Genomic DNA, 19467 nt, shown 5'->3' with positions numbered 1-19467 from the left:
TTGAAGAAAGTGAACACCGTAAGGCAGATATCGTGTCTTACTCACATCGTAGAGTAAGACCATTGTTTCATTATAAAACTTTAAAAATGTATACGTCGTAAGTTTGGATGTAATCATTTCATTCAGCTAAATCTATTCTTGTAGGAGTAGAAGAGCTATGTATAATAAAAAAAGAACAGGTTGATTTACAGGATGTTTGTGCAAAATTAAAAATAACTCTTTCATCAAGTATTTGGAAGGTAGCCATTATTTGCTTCAGAACCTTTTTTAGAATAGTGGATAAGAATTTTCAAAGGTTTTTTGATATCTAACATCTATAGAATGAGTATTTCTTTTTTGATGTGGATGAACATATATCAGTTGGGGGTAGTAAAGATGAAAAAAACTAGTTTAATATTTGGAATGGTAGTTATATTGGGATTTGGTGTGCATAGTAAGGCTTATGCACATGAAGGGCAATCTTATCAAATTATACCGAAATGGTCTGCAGAAACAAAGCATAAAGAAGGGCAAAATTCTCATTTGTGGATTGTAAATCGATCCATAGATATACTTGAATACGATTATAGATTAGTGCAGCGATGGCAAGTGGAAATCATAAAGCAATGGAAATATGAATTAGAACAAGGGCTTTATCAAGCTGATTATAAAAATCCATATTTCGACAATTATACATTTTCTTCTCATTTTTATGATCCAGATACGAAAGAAACGTATATTCCATTGGCCAAACAGGCAAATGAGACAGGCGTAAAATATTTTAAACTGGCAGGTGAATATTATAAGCAAAAACGAATGGCGGATGCGTTTTTTCACTTAGGATTATCTCTACATTATTTAGGTGATGTGCTTCAACCGATGCATGCAGCAAATTTTACAAATCTATCATTTCCACAAGGGTTTCATTCAAAATATGAAAATTTTGTTGATTCAATAAAAGATCAGTATCGAGTGGAAGATGGAAAAGGCTATTGGAATTGGAAAGGACACGATCCTGCTGAATGGATGCAAGCAGCAGCAGTATATTCAAAACAAGATTTTACGGATATTGTAAACCAGGATACAAAGGAATGGTTTTTGAAAGCGTCATTTTCACAGCAATACGCAAATCAGTGGCGAGAGGCGGTTACGCCTGTAACAGGGAAGCGGTTAATAGAGGCACAAAGGATAACTGCTGGATATATTAAATTATGGTTAAATACATACGTTAATGATAATTATGGTAATGCTGATTAAGATCTTATGACTCGAAAAAAGAAAGACGCTTAAATTATGAAATATTGAGATGAAAAGTCTCTTGGCAAAGTAGCTTTTAAACAAAAGGGGATTATGAAAAAAGTATTGTTTTGGACCTTATAATAATAGTAATACCTAAAAATATCTCAAAATTCAAAAAAGTTCAAAAATAGTATTCAAATTGTATACAATGGATGGTATAGTGAATATACTCAAAAGTATCAAATATTAAGCAGAATATATTTTCTGTATGGTTTAGTGAAGGATAGTTGATATATGTACTTTTTGAGAATATTGGAAAAGGGGGCGAAATGAAAAGGAGGCAAGTATACCTAAGAGAAAAGATTTGAAGGGGGAAACTTGCAGCATTTTACAGAAAAAAAGGGGGGGATAATTTCGGGAAATATTTACAAGTATTTAACAGTCACAGCATTACTAACACAACTTGCAACTTTTCCAACAGCATCTTTAGCAGAAAATGAAACACGGTCCGAAAGTATAAGCAACAAAAGTGAACAAAATAGTGTTAATGGCCTAATGGGACAATATTTTACAGATGATGCATTTTCTCAATTGGCATATATTCAAGTAGGTGAGAATAGTGAACTAATGAAGAAAAACAAAATGCATGAAGATGAAAAAAGTATTCAATCTGTAAGGTGGTTAGGGAAACTGAAACCTTCTCAATCGGGAGAATATCAAATTTCTACATCGAATGATCAAAATGTAATATTGCAAATTAATGGTGAGACAATCGTAAATCAAAAGAGCGCAGATCAATCTATTAAGTTAGAAAAAGATCAAGAGTATGAAATTAAAATAGAGTTCCAAAATAAAGATAATAAAGAGTTGCAATTGTTCTGGGCTATGAATCAATCTGAAAAAATAAAAATTCCTGGTGAAAATATCATGTCACCTGATTTTTCTGCAAAGGTAAATGTACCTGATAACCAAAAAGATCAGAAATTAATACCAGAAAGTAACCTATTCGATAAAAAAGGACAAGCTCGACAAGCACCTATGTTGGTAGATACGGATAAGGATGGTATACCGGATGTTTTGGAGGAAAATGGTTACACGTTTAAAGATAATCAAATTGTTCCATGGAATGAATCCTTTGCAACCTTAGGATATAAAAAGTATATATCGAATCCGAGAAGTGCAAGAACAGCGGCTGATCCATATACAGATTTTGAAAAAGTAACAGGGCATATGCCAGCGGCAACAAAAGATGAAGCAAAAGATCCACTTGTAGCTGCATATCCTGCTGTAGGGGTAGGGATGGAGAAATTTCATTTTTCGCCAAATGAAAATGTATCAGAAGGAACTTCGGGTACGAAAACAAAAAGCGTAACAGATACAAGTACAACATCAAATAGTGTGGATCTTGGTGGGAAAATCGGATTTACAGGAGGAGAAAAATCAGCGTTTAGTTTTGAATTTTCTCCAAAGTATACGCACTCCTGGAGCAATAGTACTTCAGTTCAAAATACAGAGAGTGAAACTTGGTCTAAACAGATTGGTGTTAATCCCGCAGAAAGGGCATTTTTAAATGCGAATATTCGATACTATAATGCAGGAACCGCTCCAATCTATGATGTCAAACCAACATCAAATTGTGTACTTCAACATTCGGGAGCATCAATCGCGACGATTACATCAGGTCCAAATCAAATCGGCAATAGTTTAGCACCGGGGGATACATATCCGAAACGTGGACAGGCGCCCATATCTTTGAATACGGCAAATGAAGCAGGAACAGTTAAAATTCCAATTAACGGAGAGCAATTGGATAAAATACAATCCGGTGATGAGATATTAAATCTTGAAACTACGCAAAATAAAGGACAATATGCAACAGTAGATTCAACTGGAAATCCAACAACAGATCCATCAAAGCAGTGGGATCCAATTCGCACAAACATCGATGCTGTATCGGGGGCATTAACATTGAACTTTGGAACAGGAAAAGATAGTTTAGAACGAAGAGTGGCTGCAAAAAATCCAAATAATCCAGAGGATAAAACACCCGAAATTACAATTAAAGAAGCAATTAAAAAGGCTTTTGGTGCAAAAGAGAAAGGTGGAAGATTGTATATTATGGATCGAAATGGAAAAAATATTTGGATTGATGAATCTGCAGTTAACTTAATCGGCGATGCGAAAACCCAAAAAGAAATTGAAAATCAGTTAAAAAATATGCCGGATAAAAAAGTGTATAATGCAAAGTGGAAGCGTGGTATGAAAATCACATTACATATTCCAACTGCCTATCACGATTTTGAAGCCAATAGTGCAGGATGGTATTATACGTATAAGGACAATGGAGGATATACAGGACAAAAACGTGGTAGAATAGGTGAAAATGGAAACGGATACACAGTGAGAGACTTGGCTTTAAAACCGTATACAAGTTATACTGCGAGAGCTTATGTAAGAACAGGAGTAAGTACTGGAAGTAATGATGTTACATTTTATGTAGATAATAAAATTGGTTCAGGAAAAGGAGCGAAAACGTCTGGTAAAGTAACAGGAAACAAATGGGAAATGGTGGAGTTTTCTTTCAATACTGGAGGGAATCCAGAGTTCTTTTCTAAAATCGGTTTTCAAAATAAAGGGAATGCGCAATTACATTTTGATGATGTGTCTGTAACAGAGTGGGCACCAAGTGAAGATTTGCAAAAAGGGCACAGAGTAGAAACATGGCAAACCTCATCATCCAATCGTATTGACGGTGTTACATTTTCGAAATTCCCATCGGCAAAGTTAAGGTATCAATTGGAGATTGAAGGGACATTCACAGAGATTAGGTCAGATGCAGTAACAGATACGAATGGAAAGAGATATTTAAACTTTAATAAATTTAATAATAATCAAGGGATTGATAATTATAAAAAAATTGCAGTGTATGCAGTAGATGAGAAGAATGATCATCTAAAGATGAAATTGCAGGAAAATGAACCACAGCACCAATTTAAGAATTGGAATATCGTGAATCATGTGAATAAAAAATATGTGAATGGTGTTACATTCCGAAAAATCCCAACTGAAGCGGTGAATTATCAATTGAAAGTGAATGGTAGTTGGACGGCAATTAAACCAGGAAACACTGTTCAACCTGATGGTTCCAAATATCTTAATTTCCTTGAATTTAATGGTGGGTATGGATATGCAGAAAGTACTTCTATTGAAGTGTGGGCTGTAAATAAATCCAATAATACGAAGAAAACAAAAATAGCTCATTATAATAATAAAGAGACATTAGTGGCAACAGTTTCATCTAATTCTTCGCCATCGCCAGGGCAAAAAAATAGGTCAAGTCAAAACTTTACTATTAGTAATTTACCGGCTGGAACGAAAGGGTTGAAATGGGTAGTAGAACCAACAACGCCAGATTCGGTATCAAATATTCGATTTAAACTTATGCGTGATGTAAGTGGAGGTACAGATCCAGTTATTTGGAGTGATTTGTTTAATCAAAAAACAACAGATATTCAAACGAGTTCTAAATTTTATATTTCAAATCCACAGGGAGCGTCTAAAAACTTTACTGTAAAGGTATATGCGATTTCGAATTAATTAGAATAACCAAATGGAGACTGTGATAAAATTGGACCTTATGGGTGTTTGAAGTAAATTAGTTTTATTATAAAAAAAGTACTCAATTTTATGCGGTAAAAAAAGAATTGTCCTTAAATAATAGAATAATAAAGGGACAATTCTTTTATTATTACAACAGGAGGTAACATTTGAAAAGAATAGTAGAGAAATTTAAAAGAAATATAATAGTGAAAAAAGGTGTTATAACTTGTATTGCATTAAGTAGTGTATTCATACCAGATATCGCATTTGCTGCAACCCATCCAGGATATTCTTATGAATCAAATATTGGATATCAAAATAAAAATTGGATGTCTCAAGTCGAGGAGAATAAGAAAATTAGTGAAATTTCAATTCCAGGAACACATGGTACGATGGCACTGCATGGTGCGACTTTTATCGATGAGAATTTGACAAGAAATCAAACGATGACACTTTCTCAACAACTACATGCAGGAATCAGATATGTTGATATGCGTGTCAGACGTACAAAAGGATCATTTGCTATGCATCATGGGATTGTCTATCAAAAGGCGATGTTTGGAGACGTATTAAGGGATACAATTCAATTCTTGAAAGAAAATCCAAGTGAAGTGGTAGTAATGAGATTAAAAGAAGAGCATGATGCTGAAAGTGGTTCAAAGTCTTTTGAAGAAATATTTAATAGCTATAAAAATAGTAATGCTTCTTATTTTTGGGATCCGAATTTAGTACCTGATTTCGAAAGAAACAATCCCAAATTGAAAGATATTAGAGGGAAAATTGTTATATTGCAAAATTTTGAAGCGTCTAAACAATATGGAATATACTATGATACTTTGAATATTCAAGACGATTTTGAAGTAACCGGAGATTCAAATGGGCTGTATGCGAAGTGGAGCGCGGTTAAAAATCATTTATTAGCGGCGAATCTAGATCAAGGTAACGAACTGTATTTAAATCATTTTAGTGGAACTGGTGGCGCATCGTCGTTTATTAATAATTTCTTCCCTTGGTTTATTGCGAGTGGAAAGGATAGTAGAAGTACGGATGGGAATATAAAGTTGATTCAAAGTAATCCGACTAATAAATGGCCTGATTTTCCAAGAGGAAATAATGGTCAAGTGTATTATGGTGGAATTAATATATTTGGAACTGAAATGATTCAACGAAACGAAGTTGCGCATGCAGGGATTATTGCAGCTGATTTCCCGGGACCAGGTTTAATAGATAATATAATAAAATTAAATGAGATTGAGTCTAGTGAAAAAGAAGTACTTGTTGCAACGACTTCTTCAGAAGCAAGACCATTATCTGGTCAAAAAAATAGATCTGGTCAAAATTTTATTATTAATAATTTATCGAATGGAACAAAAGGATTGAAATGGGTAGTAGAGCCTACAGGAAACGAACGACCATCAAATATTTCATTTAATGTGATGATTGATGTATCTTTAGGTACAGATCCAGTTCGCTGGAGACAACTTTCTGATCAATCTAGAACAGAAGCGTACCAGCATTCTAAGTATTATATTGCAAATCCAAGCGGTGCAGAGAAAAAATTCACAGTAAAAATTTATGCGATTACAAATTAGGAGTAAGTCATTAAATACAATGGTAGGATTGAATAACAATATTGAATACTAAGCTTTATCAAATGCATATGTCATAGAGGCAAAAGGATCGAGTAGATTCTTTTGTCTTTTATTTATTAGGGAAACTAAAATCGAATGCGCATGAAATACAGGGTGTAGCAATAAAAAAATTTTTGATTAGAAGGATCAAAAAATCTTTTTTATGAACCGAACCTATGAATCTAAGTAACACGTATAATTCTAATAATTTTTAGCAAAAGCTTGAGTAAATGGCTCTTAATGTACAAACCTCAAGTTGTAAATCCAGTTTTTGCAATAATTAACAGTTGATGTTGTAATATCGATAAAAGTGTCATTTCTAATCGTTTTTATGCATCGTATAAGGAAATGAAAATATCAGTTTTTTCTTTGTTAGGGCAATTTTATTAATTTCCTGAAAAATAACTTTGAAGATTAGAACTGAAAATTTGTTTAAGTAGTAAACGTAGCCCATAAATATAAGATTGCAGTTTTTTTGAACGCGAAAGAGGAATTAAGTTACTTTTTCATATAAAGTCAGAAAAAACAGAATATTTACGCTGTTGAATGTGTATGCATCAAGGGGGCCGTTATATTAGAGGTTTTGATAGTCTTTATGCAAGGAAAATATGAATATGTTGTATTTCAGAGGCTCTTTACACGCTTAAAGCTTATTTGATATAAAGTATGTAGATGAGCCATGTCTGTAGTATACAGAATGAATTAATTGGATAATAAAACATTATTTGTAAAAGAGAGGAGGAAGAGCATTGAGGCAAGATAAAACGCCCTTGTTTTCTTTCTTAGTAAAGTATATAAAAGACAATCCAGTTCAATTCCATGTACCAGGTCATAAAAAAGGGGGAGGAATGGACCCGGAATTTCTTGATTTTATTGGTCAGAACACACTTGCTATAGATTTAACCTCGATTGAACCATTGGATGATTTAAATCATCCAACTAAAATAATTAAAGAAGCACAAGATTTAGCTGCGATCGCATTTGAAGCGGATTATACTTTTTTTTCAGTTCAAGGAACAACAACTATTATTATAGCTATGATAATGAGTGTTTGTGGTCCTGGGGATAAGATTCTTGTACCAAGAAATGTACATAAATCTGTTATGTCTGCAATCATTTTTTCGGGTGCAATCCCTATTTTTATTCAGCCTACATTTGATGTTACTTTAGGTGTTTCACATGGAGTTTCTATTGAAACTTTAAGGGAAGCACTGGATAATCATCCAGATGCTAAAGGTGTAGTAGTTGTAAATCCAACTTATTTCGGTTTTACAACAGATTTACAACAAGTTGTAGATTTGGTTCATAAGTATCATATACCAGTTTTAGTAGATGAAGCTCATGGTGCACATCTCTATTTTCATGATGATTTACCGATATCAGCGATGCAAGCTGGTGCAGATGTGGCAGCAACAAGCATTCATAAATTAGGAGGATCCTTAACTCAAAGTTCTATATTAAATGTTAAAAAAGGACTTGTAAACGTTCATAGAGTCCAGGCTATCCTTAGTATGCTTACAACGACTTCTACATCTTATATATTATTAGCTTCTTTGGATGTTGCTAGAAAAAGATTAGCAACAGAAGGGAATGAATTACTTGAAAAAGTAATTCATTTAGCCAAATCTGCTCGCAAGCAAATAAATCAAATTGATTATCTGTACTGTCCTGGAGCAGATGTAGTGATATTAAATACATTGAGTGGTTATGACCCTACAAAGATTGTAGTTTCTGTAAAAAAACTCGGTATTACAGGGTATAATGCAGAAGTATGGTTAAGAAAGCAATATAATATTGAAGTGGAGTTATCAGATTTGTTCAATATTGTCTGTATTATTACATTCGGAGATACAAAAAAAGAAGTTGATTTATTAATTTTGGCTCTTAAGGAATTATCACAAACATTTAAGTCTAAAAATTCTACTAAAAACGCTATTACAATGGACATGCCAAAAATACCTTCTCTTGCAGTATCACCTCACGAGGCTTTTTATTCAGAGATAGAGATTCTACCGATTGAAAAAACAATAGGGAAAATAATTGCTGAATTTGTTATGGTCTATCCACCTGGAATTCCGATTTTTGTTCCTGGAGAAATAATAGATGTTGAAAATTTATCATTGATTCAACGAAATGTGAAAGCTGGTCTACCAATTAAGGGTCCAAAAGATAGATCTATAAAAACGTTATGTGTAGTCAAAGATTCTTGAATAAACTATAACACGTAAAGTAGGTAGATATGAATGGAATTCCCAAAAGAAAAAATGTTAAAACGTATATTATCCCTGAAAAAAACTCTGATTATTACAGGAGAAAACTCTCATTTATAGTTGATAATTTCGAGGAGAATTTTAATTATAACCTGTATACAAAAATTCCAATTGTAACAAGGAAGGATTTTTTAGAAAATAGTCACTCGTTTAAAGACTCTTCAATACGAACATCTAGACTACATTTTAGTGGAGGTACACTAGGAAAGCCAAAGAAAATAAAGTGTGTTTTCAAGAAAGCTTTGGATTTTTCATACATTTCTAAACCTAGCGTGATAACAGTAGATAAGCCTCTGCCTATCTTGTAGACATTTAAGCGTTAAAAGAAGAAAAAACATATGTCCGAAGGAATAAAGCTAAGATAAGTTAGGTATCTCAATAATATAGTGGAACAAGATGATCAATTTATTAAGAAATATGTACGTTCTATGCTAGGATTCAAGTCTTTTGGCACAGCTACAGCCATTCTTGAAGGAGTAGAATCCATGAAAAAAGAACAGATGTACAGATTAGTCTGTTCAAAACCAGAAATGATTCATCCGTCAATTGTTTGGACTAACAGTATAAATAACGATTTCTGCAGGAAACCGGATTGTTCTTTGGAATGTATTCTTTATGTGTATCAGAACCTATCATTTTACTAAGAAAGTAGGAATATATATATGCATAAACTTACTATCCCTTTTATTGTATTTGGAGGTTTCTTTATATTAGTAACGAGTGTTTTTACGTTTTCTAACATATTTTCTAATACAACTGAACAAAAGAAAAGGCTATCCTTGCAACGTCAAAACTTAGAAAAAACAATGCCAAAAACCTTTGTTTATTTGACTGATATTGTGCCAGATGTCATTTTAGAAATGCGGTATTATAGCACATATAATTTTGTGGGGAATCGAATTGATTCTTATCATTTGCCTTTGGCTATTGTAACGAAAGATGCTGCCATGCAAGTAAAAAAGGTAAATCAGGAAATGAGAGAAAAAGGCTATACATTAAAAATCTTTGATGCATATCGACCACAATCTGCTGTGAATCATTTTGTTCGTTGGGCTAAAGATATACAGGACGTGAAAACAAAAGATATTTTTTATCCGCATGTAGACAAGGCAGATTTATTTACCAAAGGTTATATCACCAATCACTCTGGCCATTCTAGAGGAAGTACACTAGATTTGACACTTGTGGAATTACAAACAGGAAAAGAAGTAGATATGGGGGGCGCATTTGACTTTTTTGGTGAGGTTTCACATCATGGTACAAATCTTATTACTTCTAAACAAGCTGAAAATCGTTTAATGTTAAAGCAAACAATGGAGAAACATGGATTTAAACCCTATCAAAAAGAATGGTGGCATTACACATTAGCTAATGAACCTTATCTGGATACGTATTTCGATTTTGCTGTTGATCTCTATAAATAGATTCAACCCAAAACGATTCTTGAAATATTCAAGGATCTTTTTTTTTAGAACTGGAGATGCAAAATTAAGAGCAATAGGCGATTCAGTTTATGATTATCAATGTAAAATAGCTGCAGTTTAGCTGGTACTGGGAGATGAAAAAGAAGATTTTCAGGACATGAATTAACTACCTTGTATATTTTGGTTCTGTTATAAAGTTTGAAAAAATATTAACAAGTGGGGAAAATAAGGATGAATGTTTAGGGAGTAGTTAAAAATTGCTGAAGTTCCTTGGACGTTGAAAAATCGATATTTGACATGTTTATGATCTTGTTCAATAAAATTATTACGATGTTTAATGGTACAGTGTTTGGTATAGGGATAATAATCGTTTTTCTGTAGTTTTTTGAATGCACATGATAGAGGTGACGCTTTATCTGTTGTTAGAACTGCTGGTTCTCAAAATGTTTTGTTAGTCTTTTCAGAAAAGTATAATCAGCTTGATAATCACGTGTTTTTCAAAGTTGAAAGTCTAGTGTATGCCCATCACAATCAATGGCACGATATAAGTTACTTGGACTTTGATATACGTCTCATCGAAATGCCAAGCATGAAGTGCAGATTTGTTTTGCTTCTTCCAAATTTGATAGATTAGATTTCCATATTCATAACCGAGCGCATCATCGTTGTTTGATGAACTGAAACACCACGTTCTTTCAGGATTTCAGATATATCATGATAATTTAAAGAAAAACGATACTAGTAGCCAACGGTTACAAAATAATATCTTGTTCAATTACTGTCTTTTAAAGTATCATGCTCCTTGAATCATTTTTCTTCCATTATGAAGAAAGCTTCTGTGAATACAGAAAAAATTCAGAGGTTAATTCAAATTTTATTAGGAATCGGTTCGAACTAACATTAAAAAATGTATAGTAGCAATCGTTAAATTGTCTATATGAGTTAGATGTTTTTGATAGTCGTTAAAAAATGGGGTGTTTTGTAAGGTTCTTAAATGTTGTAGATGAGGATTTTATAAAAAAATAAATTCAAAAGTTAGAAGTGGATAGTGTACAAAATGAATACTGTTTATGTTATATTCATTATACTCGGAAGTTTGGATATTGAAACATTAGTAAAGAGTAGCGAATAGTATTGATGCTAGAATTTTTTTGAGAATGATAGTAAGGAGAGGGGATCAAAATAAATTAGAAATTGCTATTGGAAAATTCAAAAGAAAAGGTTTATGAAATACCTATATAAGCTCCGATTAATATTTTAACAATTGTTCGGGCCCTAATCTTCGAAGTACTCTTTCCAGAAATCGAGAAAGATGTTCTAGAAAAGAACTGACATTTTTATCTCCTTCTCAGAAAAGATTCCATAGTTTTGCATGATGAATACGGGGCATAATCCCATCACAATGTGTATGGGGAGTTTCATTTAAGACATATTGTAAAAAATGCTGAAAATAAATTGAATTGCAACAAGAAGCTTCTATATAATGTAGCCTACTATTTTTCATGTTAATCGCACCGAATAATGTAAAGTTGGCATGGCACCTATATGTAGGAAGTTGTTTTTGTTTCTCACGAAGAAATCAAGAAGTGTGTAGTGCGTAGCAATCTCGAATGTATGTTTTAGGGCTAATCCTTTCTTCGGCAGTTGTATTGGCAGTTAACAGCTGACGAACTTTGTTCTCCTCTACTGGAGACAAATATTGTGTATGTCCTAGTGGATAACGTCTTTTGAATAATCAATTCCATTGGAGTTGAAAATATGTACGTAAGAGAAACGACTGTCTGCATCTCCCTAAAACTGGAGATGCAGATGTAGCGGAGCTCCTCTCCAGAATTAAAAGAACAGCTATAAGGTGCTGTTTAAAAAAAGAGTTCTTGATTCTTTATTTTTCTTGGAATAAATCATGTGGAGTCAATCTATGTTTAGTAGTTATGTATAATTTTACTATTATTTATCCACCCCCCTTATTTTTTATAGTAAGCAGTATAGACACTTTTACTGTAGTTAAATCATCAATAGGAACTTATATTTCCATTATTTTAGATAAAACGAGGAGGAAATGGTTTTGAAAAAAATATATAAATGTTTATCCATTACAACGTTTTTGGCACAAATAGCAATATTCCCGAGTCCCTCTTTTGCTGAAAAAGATTTGGAAAGGAGTAACGAACAAAAGCGAATGTACCATGAACAAAAGAATGAGGAAGCGTCTACAGGATTGATTGGTCAATATTTTACAGATCATCAGTTTCAAAATTTGGCTTTTATTCAAGTGGGTGAAAAAAATATTTTAAGTAATAAAGAAAAAATAAAAGTTGATACGGCAAATGTGAAGTCTATCCGGTGGATAGGAAATATTAAGGCGGATGAAACTGGAGAATATGTGTTATCTACCTCTAAAAATGTTAACGTTATCATTCAGGTAAATGGTCAAACAATTGTAAATCAAACTGAAGAAATACAGGCGATACAACTTGAAAAAGATACAATGTATGAAATGAAAATAGAACAGCGAATTGAAGAGGGGAAAATAGAAGAAATTCAATTGTTTTGGAGTAAGGATCGAGGGGAACAAACGCTTATACCAGAAGAGCAGCTTGTATCTCCTGATTTCGCAAAAAAAACTGAAGTGATTGAAGATGAAAAGGCATTATTGTCAGATCAGAATTTCTTTGAATCTAGGCAAAAACGAGATACTGAACGTAAACGTATGGATACAGATAAAGATGGAATTCCAGATGTTTTGGAGGTGAAAGGGTATACATTTAAAAATAATGCAATTGTCGCTTGGAAAGATGCATATGCTACAAAAGGTTATAAAAAATATGTATCTAATCCACGAAAAGCTCGAACAGCTGCAGATCCGTATACAGATTTTGAAAAAATAACAGGCCGAATGCCTGCAGCTACAAAATATGATGCTAGAGATCCACTTGTTGCAGCATATCCATCTGTTAGTGTTGGGATGGAAAGATTCCATTTTTCAAAAAATGAAACTGTACAAGAAGGGGCTTCTGGTACAAAATCAAAAACGGTAACAAATAGTAATACGACAACGAATAGTGTAGATATTGGCGCGAAATTTGGTTTTAATAAAGATGGGTTTTCATTTGATTTTTCTCCTAAATATACGCGTTCTTGGAGTAGTAGTACTTCCATTGCAAATACAGAAAGCGAAAGTTGGTCAAAGCAAATAAATATTAACCTTTCTGAACGAGCGTATTTGAATGCAAACATACGTTACTATAATGGAGGGACTGCAAGCATTTATGATTTAAGGCCGACTTCGAACTTTGTATTACAAAATTCAGGAGAATCGATTGCGACGGTCACGGCAAGTGGAAATACGATTGGTAATAGCTTAGGACCTGGCGCAACATATCCTGAAAAAGGAAAAGCGCCAATCTCATTGACGCAGGCAAATGAAGCGGGGACTGTTAAAATATCTGTTAATGCAGAGAATCTGGATAAAATTCAAGATGGGCGAGAGATTTTGAATATTGAGACTACTCAATACAGGGGACAGTATGGAAAAATCACTGAGGATGGAAAGCTAGTATCTGGTGGCGAATGGGGTCCTATTCGGACAAATATAGATGCAGTATCAGGAGCTTTAACCTTAAATATAGGTTCAAGTAAAGAAATTTTAGAACGGAGAATTGCTGCGAAAGATTCACGAGATCCAGAAGATAAAACGCCGGAAATAACGGTAAAAGAAGCGATTAAAAAAGCTTTTGATGTAACAGAGAAGGATGGCAGAATGGTATACACAGATGAAAATGGGAAGGATATTGTTTTGGAAGAGTCGGCGGTTAATATTATTACAAACGAAAATACAAAAAAAGAAATTGAGAAGCAGTTAGCAAATATGCAAAATAAAAAAATATATGATGTAAAATGGAAACGTGGTATGGAGATGACGTTATATATCCCTGAAACGTATTATGATTTTGAGAATGGTAAACATCATTTTAGCGATATATATACAGTAAATGGTGGTTATACTGGAACGACTCATGCCATGTTAGAGGGGAATGCAAGTCCAGGTTACGCGGTTATAAAAAAAAATTTAAAACCATATACAAGTTATACAGCAAGAGCTTATGTAAAAACAGAAAAATGGGCAAATACAGAAGCGACGTTCTTTGTAGGAGAACTTAATGCAATAGGGAATGGAGGTCGTGGCGCAAAAATTCAAGGAATGGTAGATGGAGACGTTTGGCAACTTGTTGAATTTTCATTTAATACAGGAGCGAATCCAGAATATTTCGGGAATATTGGTTTGAAAAATCATGGGAGCACTCGATTGTATTTTGATGATATATCTCTTACAGAGTGGAAGATGATGGAAAACATTGAAAAATCTCATGCTTTTAAGGAATGGGATACAATATATGATGATAATGCAGGCAAATATAAATTACAAAGTGTAAAACTTTCTAAATTTCCAAATCAAAAAGTTTGTTATCAGCTACTGTTTAATGATGATACTTGGGAACCTATACTTCCTGATTCAAGTGTAGTAGATCAAAATGGGGAAAGAACGATAAGTTTTGGTACACGCAGTAGTGCACCTGGTGCGGAAAATAAAATTGGAGTATTTGCAGTGGATGAAAAAAATCCAAACCTTAAAGTGAAAGTTGCTGAATTTGGAATAGTGACAGAACGACAGATTAAAGATGCGCATACATTAAGTTCATGGATTTTGAGTCAAGATGGAACATATGTAGATGGACTGTATTTTGACAACATAGATAAAAATATTTTATCGCACATAACGGAATATAAGGTATCTATTAACAAAGGGTTACAAAGTGAAAAACGACGTTATGGTATGAATGATAAAAATAAATTGAAAATAAATATTCTTGAGTATAATTTAGGAAAAGGGATTGCAAAGGATGTAAAGTTAAAAATTTGGGCTGTTGTGCAAAATAAAGATATTTTAGTTTATGAAGGACGGAGTGGTCGATAATTGTAAAAAACAATTAGTATATGCTTTGCTATAAACAGCATGAAATAAAGAAAAAAGAGTATGACATGTATCAGTAGAGGTACACGTTGAAAAAAAGAGAGTAATTTTTTTGGGGGAATAATTGATGAAGATACTTCAATTGATTCTGAGCCAGGGAACAGTCCGGGAGGTAAGACTTTCTAACTTAAAATATATTAGATTGACAAATGTTAGGTGGTCTTACCCTTGTCAAGTAGACAGTAATAGATGGGGTGTCTTTACATTAAACAACCTTAGTTCGGACTAAGGTTGTTTAATTTTTTGTTATTGTAAATATATCTTTTAATAGCCTTAAAAACTTCTGTTTTTTCATGAAACGTATGTCTATAAAAGTATTCCGCCTGAAAATGACTAAAATACTCTTTATACATGCATGATTGTAACAAATTCCCTTCTAGACATACTCACAGTTATTTTGTGCTGTTTAAGTAATTGGTTATATTTTTTGACGTATACTGATAATCTAGGTCGCTATGTAATATTGTTTCGTGGAACTTTCTTTTTCTTAAGGCTTTATTGATTGTGTCTGTAAGTAATTTTAAGTTATTGTATTCGCTCATTTGGTAGGCAACAACTGCGTTATTGTAAGTCTAGTATCACGGAAAGATATATGCGCTTATTGTTAAAGGTAAGATAGGTTGAGGGTGTTGCAAAACTCATAAATATCCAAAAATGAATGCATAAAAAAATCCGTATTCCTGGGAGAAGAATAATAATCCAAACTATTTCCAGAAAGGACGGATTTACTATTATGATAACCAATTTGGTTCAGAATCAATCCATTTTACAAATTTTATTTGCGTATGTAGACAGTTTAACCATAGAAGGCGTTCCGCCTATTACAGGCCGTCCACCCATTTGTAGAAAAGCTTTACTCAAATGTTTTTTCTTGAAAACTGTATTCCAAATCAATTCTTTACGCAAATTGACTCGTTTTTTGCATCAATACCCTTTCTTTCGTGCATCTTGTGGTTTATCTTTTGTTCCTCATATTTCTACTTTTTCACGTGTAGGCATTTGGTTTCGTGAAGAAGGTATTCCAATCATTCATGAAAAGCTTCTTCAGGAACTTAATTTAGGACTGATTCCTTGCGTCTTAATTGATAGCACAGCCTTACGGAGTAGTTTGTATGATTCACAAGCGAAAGGGGGAAAATCTACCCGTTATGGTTGGTATAAAGGATATAAGGATCATGTTTGTACAACACCAGAAGGTGTTGTATTATCTTACGCGTTTACAACAGCAAACGTACACGATAGCAAGATGGCACCTGTACTACTTCAAGACATAGAAGACCAACATGTGTTGTTTTCTATAGCGGATGCCGCTTATGATAGCTGACACATTTATAAAATTGCAGGTACGTGTGATATCTTTCCGGTAAATCCCATTAACTCACGAAATGGCGAACAAATTAAAAGTTCACACCGCCGTATGTTATCACTTTATGTAACTACAACCTTTGGGAAACAGTTGATGAAAGAGCGCGGGAAAATTGAACAGCAGTTTAGCAATTTCAAAGATAAAGGGCTGGAACAGCCTCGATGGTATGGACAAAACCGCTATCTATTGCATATCCAGCTAGTTTTTCTGATTTATAACATTGCATATTTATTTTAGTTTTGCAACACCCTCAGGTTATATATGTACTCATTTTTCATTTTGTCTTGTAGTGGGAAACTTTCTGTTTAACAGATTTTCCGGCACGACGCATTGTCGATTCTTTTCTCCACTTATAATATCCACTTCTTGAAACACCTGCAATTTCACAAAGCAATACAATTGAAAAGTTCTGTTTTAAGGTATGAATGACCTCGTAGTCTACTGTTTTACTTTTTTGATCTCATCCCAATTTTCGTAGCTAATAGCTTTTTAAGTATGCGTTTTCCGCTTCTAATCGTTTTATTCTAGCATCTTGACTTATTTCATTTATTTCTAGACCTCGCACGTTTTTCTTGTAGGCCTAAAATCCCCTCCATAATAAACAGTAAAGTAACTTTCTTTCAACTGTCTACTATAGGGGGATCATAACAAAATACTTGGTAAGGGAATAACATGGAACAATATATCAAGTCAAGGGGGGAAATGGAACTGGTGACATTTGTAAATTGGTATGAATATTATGTTCAATTTGTTTTATATGGGGGGGACACCAACAAATGATGGAGGCATTTATGCAAAGGAGGTGCGAGATGCTTTAGTTGTACCTAAGCAAACTTCATTTTCGGTCATACCGCAAGCAAAAGTTACTGCAACGCAAGTTGTTACAAAGAATACAAGTAATCCACAGATTGTTATATTGAATATTCAGAAAAACCAATCAAACCAGTGACTAATTCAACGACAGAAGGATATAAAGTAGGAGCAGAAGTAAAATCGACATCAAAGGCGTATGTAAAAGCGAAATTCCCATTTGGTGAGGGAGGATATGAACACTCTTTAGAAATTTCGTTTACTTCAGAATATAATCATAGCTCAACCACTACTACAAAATCTAATGAGAAATTATGGGAAGTTTCCGTACCGGTAACTGTTCCGGCAAGAACACTTATAAGAGTTACATTAGTTGTAATGGATTCTGATATTAACATATCGACGGAAATTTCTGGTAGATAAAGAGGGGTACATTATTATAACGGAAAAGATTATTAGTTTGGAAATATCAATTCTAAAAGTTCTAATGGTACATCAACATGGACTATTGTACCAGCTAATTCTAGTGGTCTTTTTGATTGGTCAAATAGACCTTCTAGTTTCTCTTCTTATGGGCCTGATAGTACTTTGAATTTAGTAGGGGCAAACAATACTATACTAGGCGCATCTTTATATTCTACAGTGTTATTTAAGGAGTTCCCTATAAGCGCATTTGATTCTAGGGTTGTGAGTCAGTTTCCACCCGGCGAGGGGAAAGTTGTTGACCCTGAGATGTTTAGAGAGGTAGATCCAATTTGTAGTTGGTACAGCCCACAGTATAATTTTGCGGATGGAACAGTTGTTGTAATTGATGAAGATAATTTAGCCGAATCAGTAGAAGGTGATGGTCCAGCAATGAATGAAGAATATATAATGGAATATTATCAAGAACAGAAGTATTATTAATTAAAAATTATATTTGATGTGAAAACAAACGGGTATATTTCAAGAAAGGCGAATGATAGAGTATTCGCCTTTTCCATTTTTGAAAACAGAAAATTTTTATAAAGTTATTCTTTAGGGAGGCATATTCAGATAATTCTTATGGCGTAGTCCAATTAACAAAACAACATACTTGTCCTTTTTTAAGTAATCAAGGTTTGTGTAGAATTCATACAAAATTTGGAGTAGATAGCTTATGTCATACATGCCAAAGTTATCCTAGAATTGAAAAAAATAAACCTTGAATATTTTCAAACGGGAGAGCTATCTTGTCCGGAAATTACTCGTTTAGTTCTATTAACAGAAACAACTCCGAGTTGGAATTTACTTCATAATAAAGAGAAACACTTGCCATTAACAAAGAGCACTGAAAAAACGAATCGCAAATATATGAACCAGATGCATTCTATTATCATGGAAATAATACAAACAAAAGAATATTCAATATCTAAACGTCTTTGGTTAATAGGCGTATTTTTTGAAGAAATAAGTATTCATGCTAAAAAGGTATGACAAAATCAATCAAATTAGCTATGAAAAAGATAGAAGAGTTAAGGGGGTGTAATCCTATAAAATATTTAGATTTAAAAAATTCCCTGTTAATGGGTGGGATACAAGAAATTATCAACAAACATCTTACTTTGAATGAAAGGTTTGTTGAATGTTTATCGTTATTTTTGGACGGTATGGAAATTCTTCCAGATAAAGAAATTATACTTAATGAAATTATAAAAAACATCATTTTTTAATGGAGCGTTTTTATGCACCATATATGAATTTACAAGCATATATTCTTGAGAATTTTTGTGTATATTAGTTTATGCATTATATGTTTCCTTATGAGGTTCAATCTGTAGGGACGAATTATATAACATTTATTTTACATTTTACAGTGTTGCAATTTTTACTGGTAGGTATATCGGGTTCATCATAAGGGATAAACCAAGACGTAATCGTTAAATTGGTTCAATCCTATTCGAGAGAATTTGAACATAATGATACTTCTAAAGAGCTGTATATTCATTCTGTTTATAAAAAATTACAAAAGCAAGTTGGTTCATATAATAAATGTATATCGGTATTATTGAGTGATTAACACCTGATATGGGTAGCATAAAAAGAGAATTATGGAATGTAACATATCTGGAAGTTATGGGGATTGTAGAGTGATAAA

Annotated in this window: 11 protein-coding genes and 3 pseudogenes; 13 read left to right on the top strand and 1 reads right to left on the bottom strand. The window is 33.3% G+C overall.

Features of this window, described 5'->3' with window-relative positions; all coding sequences use genetic code 11:
* Nucleotides 1–375 precede the first annotated feature (375 nt).
* The 6 genes and pseudogenes from MR169_RS05040 to MR169_RS05015 all read left to right on the top strand — a co-directional run bounded on the left by MR169_RS05040 (nucleotide 376) and on the right by MR169_RS05015 (nucleotide 10143).
* Nucleotides 376–1236 (top strand): phospholipase C, encoded by an 861-nt coding sequence (locus tag MR169_RS05040; protein WP_242319054.1) that lies wholly within the window; start codon nucleotides 376–378, stop codon nucleotides 1234–1236.
* A 360-nt stretch (nucleotides 1237–1596) separates the two neighbouring features.
* Nucleotides 1597–4815 (top strand): binary toxin-like calcium binding domain-containing protein, encoded by a 3219-nt coding sequence (locus tag MR169_RS05035; protein ID WP_242319053.1) that lies wholly within the window; start codon nucleotides 1597–1599, stop codon nucleotides 4813–4815.
* A 170-nt stretch (nucleotides 4816–4985) separates the two neighbouring features.
* Nucleotides 4986–6410, top strand: coding sequence for a phosphatidylinositol-specific phospholipase C (locus MR169_RS05030; protein ID WP_255846431.1), 1425 nt, complete (start codon nucleotides 4986–4988; stop codon nucleotides 6408–6410).
* 788 nt (nucleotides 6411–7198) lie between these two features.
* Nucleotides 7199–8659, top strand: a complete 1461-nt coding sequence (locus tag MR169_RS05025) for an aminotransferase class I/II-fold pyridoxal phosphate-dependent enzyme (protein WP_242319052.1) — start codon at nucleotides 7199–7201, stop codon at nucleotides 8657–8659.
* 281 nt (nucleotides 8660–8940) lie between these two features.
* A pseudogene (locus MR169_RS05020) lies at nucleotides 8941–9253 on the top strand (DDE-type integrase/transposase/recombinase); the annotation flags it as partial.
* A 128-nt stretch (nucleotides 9254–9381) separates the two neighbouring features.
* Nucleotides 9382–10143 (top strand): M15 family metallopeptidase, encoded by a 762-nt coding sequence (locus MR169_RS05015; protein ID WP_242319051.1) that lies wholly within the window; start codon nucleotides 9382–9384, stop codon nucleotides 10141–10143.
* Between the two features lie 267 nt (nucleotides 10144–10410).
* Here the strand turns inward: MR169_RS05015 and MR169_RS05010 are convergent.
* Nucleotides 10411–10878 (bottom strand): annotated as a pseudogene (locus tag MR169_RS05010) (IS6 family transposase); the annotation flags it as partial.
* Nucleotides 10879–12202: 1324 nt separating this feature from the next.
* On the opposite strand from MR169_RS05010, the gene MR169_RS05005 reads away from it, so the two are divergent.
* From MR169_RS05005 to MR169_RS04975, 7 genes and pseudogenes are all read left to right on the top strand, one after another.
* A complete protein-coding gene (locus tag MR169_RS05005) occupies nucleotides 12203–15118 on the top strand; it encodes a binary toxin-like calcium binding domain-containing protein (RefSeq protein ID WP_242319050.1) in 2916 nt (971 codons plus the stop codon).
* A gap of 790 nt (nucleotides 15119–15908) precedes the next feature.
* A pseudogene (locus tag MR169_RS05000) lies at nucleotides 15909–16778 on the top strand (transposase).
* Nucleotides 16779–17280: 502 nt separating this feature from the next.
* On the top strand, nucleotides 17281–17490 hold the full coding sequence (locus tag MR169_RS04995) for a hypothetical protein (protein WP_242319049.1): 210 nt from the start codon (nucleotides 17281–17283) through the stop codon (nucleotides 17488–17490).
* Nucleotides 17487–17774, top strand: coding sequence for an ETX/MTX2 family pore-forming toxin (locus MR169_RS04990; protein WP_242319048.1), 288 nt, complete (start codon nucleotides 17487–17489; stop codon nucleotides 17772–17774). The genes MR169_RS04995 and MR169_RS04990 overlap by 4 nt, the downstream gene beginning before the upstream one ends.
* Before the next feature lie 165 nt (nucleotides 17775–17939).
* A complete protein-coding gene (locus tag MR169_RS04985; RefSeq protein ID WP_242319047.1) occupies nucleotides 17940–18257 on the top strand; it encodes a hypothetical protein in 318 nt (105 codons plus the stop codon).
* A 261-nt stretch (nucleotides 18258–18518) separates the two neighbouring features.
* Nucleotides 18519–18806 carry a hypothetical protein gene (locus tag MR169_RS04980; RefSeq protein WP_242319046.1) on the top strand — a complete coding sequence of 96 codons (288 nt, stop codon included), beginning with the start codon at nucleotides 18519–18521 and terminating at the stop codon, nucleotides 18804–18806.
* Entirely contained in the window at nucleotides 18803–19042 is a 240-nt protein-coding gene (locus tag MR169_RS04975) for a hypothetical protein (RefSeq protein ID WP_242319045.1), read from the top strand. Before MR169_RS04980 ends, MR169_RS04975 begins: the two co-directional genes overlap by 4 nt.
* The last annotated feature ends 425 nt before the right edge of the window (nucleotides 19043–19467 follow it).

The organism is Bacillus cereus group sp. BfR-BA-01349, assembly GCF_022663795.1.
GTDB lineage: Bacteria > Bacillota > Bacilli > Bacillales > Bacillaceae_G > Bacillus_A > Bacillus_A cereus.
This window is presented reverse-complemented; position numbering and strand designations above follow the sequence as displayed.

What these genes read in the sequence shown, in the direction of transcription:
- MR169_RS05015 (WP_242319051.1), top strand. Translation starts at nt 9,382, where the DNA reads ATGCATAAACTTACTATCCCTTTTATTGTATTTGGAGGTTTCTTTATA.
- MR169_RS04995 (WP_242319049.1), top strand. Translation starts at nt 17,281, where the DNA reads ATGTTCAATTTGTTTTATATGGGGGGGACACCAACAAATGATGGAGGC.
- MR169_RS05005 (WP_242319050.1), top strand. Translation starts at nt 12,203, where the DNA reads ATGGTTTTGAAAAAAATATATAAATGTTTATCCATTACAACGTTTTTG.
- MR169_RS05040 (WP_242319054.1), top strand. Translation starts at nt 376, where the DNA reads ATGAAAAAAACTAGTTTAATATTTGGAATGGTAGTTATATTGGGATTT.
- MR169_RS04975 (WP_242319045.1), top strand. Translation starts at nt 18,803, where the DNA reads ATGACAAAATCAATCAAATTAGCTATGAAAAAGATAGAAGAGTTAAGG.